2 protein-coding genes are annotated in these 2,024 nt (G+C 63.6%); both read left to right on the forward strand.

Annotated features, from left to right (window positions below; genetic code table 11):
- The first annotated feature begins 277 nt into the window (after positions 1–277).
- Positions 278–1,663: a transposase gene (locus VGP39_RS27550; protein WP_327571259.1), complete on the forward strand. Its 1,386-nt coding sequence runs from the start codon at positions 278–280 to the stop codon at positions 1,661–1,663.
- A 5-nt stretch (positions 1,664–1,668) separates the two neighbouring features.
- Positions 1,669–2,024 (forward strand): hypothetical protein (locus tag VGP39_RS27555; RefSeq protein ID WP_327571260.1); only part of this gene is annotated, 356 nt, incomplete at its 3' end.

The raw sequence follows: 2,024 nt of genomic DNA on the forward strand, positions 1-2,024 counted from the left end.
CCACCCAAGCTCCTCCTGCCCTACTGCTTCCCCAAAAAAACCACGCGATTTCACGAAGAACCCGGAAATGCACGCCGCATTGATTTGAGTGACGAAAGTAAGGAAAAGACTTTCGAGCTAGAATATTTTAAGCGCATCGGAGGGCGTGAGACATTTAGCAGCCTGTTGAAATAATGGGAGCGGGAGCGGATTGCCATCGCCCTCTGGCCGCGGGCGTGGCTAACTTTCGGCCTGCATGATCCGCTCTCAGCGTCAGGTCAAACAAGGGGAATTTTGGGTGGCGCGCAACGACCTGGCGCGGGGGCAAGCCAGCCGTTTCTATGACAAGCTCCAGGAGACGCTGGAGATCCTCGGCTTCGCGGCGAAGGTGCATGCGCTCTGCGCGCCGGTCTACAGCAGCGGGGCAAAAGGACGCCCGCCGATCGACCCCGTGGTCTATTTCAAAATGCTGATGGTCGGCTTTCTGGAGAACCTGCCCAGCGAACGGGCCATCGCCTCTCGCTGCGGCGATTCGCTGATGATCCGCCGGTTCCTGGGCTGCGATCTCGATGAAGACACCCCGCATCACTCCAGCTTCACCGTCATTCGGCAGCGGCTGGCGCCGGAGGTTTTTCAGGCGGTTTTCGAGATCATCCTCGCCGGGTTGCGCGCCCACGGGCTCCTCCGGGGCAAGAACCTCGGCCTGGACTCTTCGGTCATGGAAGCCAACGCCAGCTTGCGCGCCCTGGAGCATCGCAACACGGGCGAGGCGTACTGGGACTATGTGCGGCGGCTGGCCGCGGAGGCTGGAGTCGACGGGGAGGATGCCGCGGCCGTGCGGCGCTTTGACCGGCAGCGGCCCGGCCGCAAAACGAGCAACCAGGAATGGGTCAATCCGAACGACCCGGACGCGAAAGTGGCGCCGGCCAAAGACGGGGCGATTGACATGTTATATAAGCCCGAGCACGTCGTCGATCTGGACACCGGCGCGATCGTGCGCGCCGAGGTGCGCCTGGCCGATCAAGCCGACACGACCGACCTGGCGGAGCGCGTCATGGGGAGTGTGGCCATGGTGGAAAAGCAGCGCGCGGAGGCGCTGGCAGGGCAGGAGAAACCGGTGCCGGCGGCGCCGTGCACGCTCACCGGGGACAAAGGTTACTTCTGCGTCGCGGAGCTGGAAGTGCTGCAGGAGTGCGGGCTCAAAACCGTCCTCAGCGATCCGCTGCTCCGGCGGCGGGTGGACCAGCTGGCGCCGCCGCAACGCGCCGTCGTGCGCCGGGCGCGGCAGGCGGCGCAGAGTCGTTACGGCAAGGACTTGTTGCGGCGGCGCGGCATGCACATCGAGCGCAGCTTCGCGCATCTGCTGGACTGTGGCGGGATGCGCCGGGCGACCTTGTGCGGCCAGGTCAATCTCGACAAACGCTACCAAATCGCGGCCGCAACTTATAACCTTTCGCAGCTGATGCGGCATCTCTTCGGGATGGGGACCGCCAAGCAGGCGGCGGCGGCGGTGCAGAGCGCGCTTTGGCGGCTCCATGTCGCCCTCCACATCGCCTGGGAGCTTCTGCGAACGATCTTTCGCGGCGATCAGCAAGGGGCGTCAACGCTTCAGCAATTTTCCTCAATCGAACTCGGGGCGGGCAGTCGCCTCGTGAAAAACGGGGTTACTTCAACAGGCTGCTAAGTTCGATGGAGCGGCTCACCGCGCGGCTCACTGACGATGACATCCGCCAGATGCCCCCCCTTTCCGCGCCGGACCGCGCCGCACTACGCGCCCGTTACCAGCAAGTGCAAACGCCGGCTCCTAGCCAGCCGAAACGGAAGCCGCGTTCTTATATTAGTCATGCACTGGCCGACCGCGCACACGATTTAGTCGAGAAGCTAACAGGCGAGATCAACACGCGCGTTGGCGAAGGTGCCGTTTTTTGGGATCAACTCGTTGCCCTTGGCGAAGAATGGGAGCCGCGGCTGCGAGAGGAAATGAAACGCGCTGACACACTGATCGTCGTCGCCGGCGACGCTTGGGGCCATACGGACTGGACGAC

This window comes from Bradyrhizobium sp., assembly GCF_036009065.1.
In the GTDB taxonomy this organism is placed as follows: Bacteria; Pseudomonadota; Alphaproteobacteria; order Rhizobiales; family Xanthobacteraceae; genus Bradyrhizobium.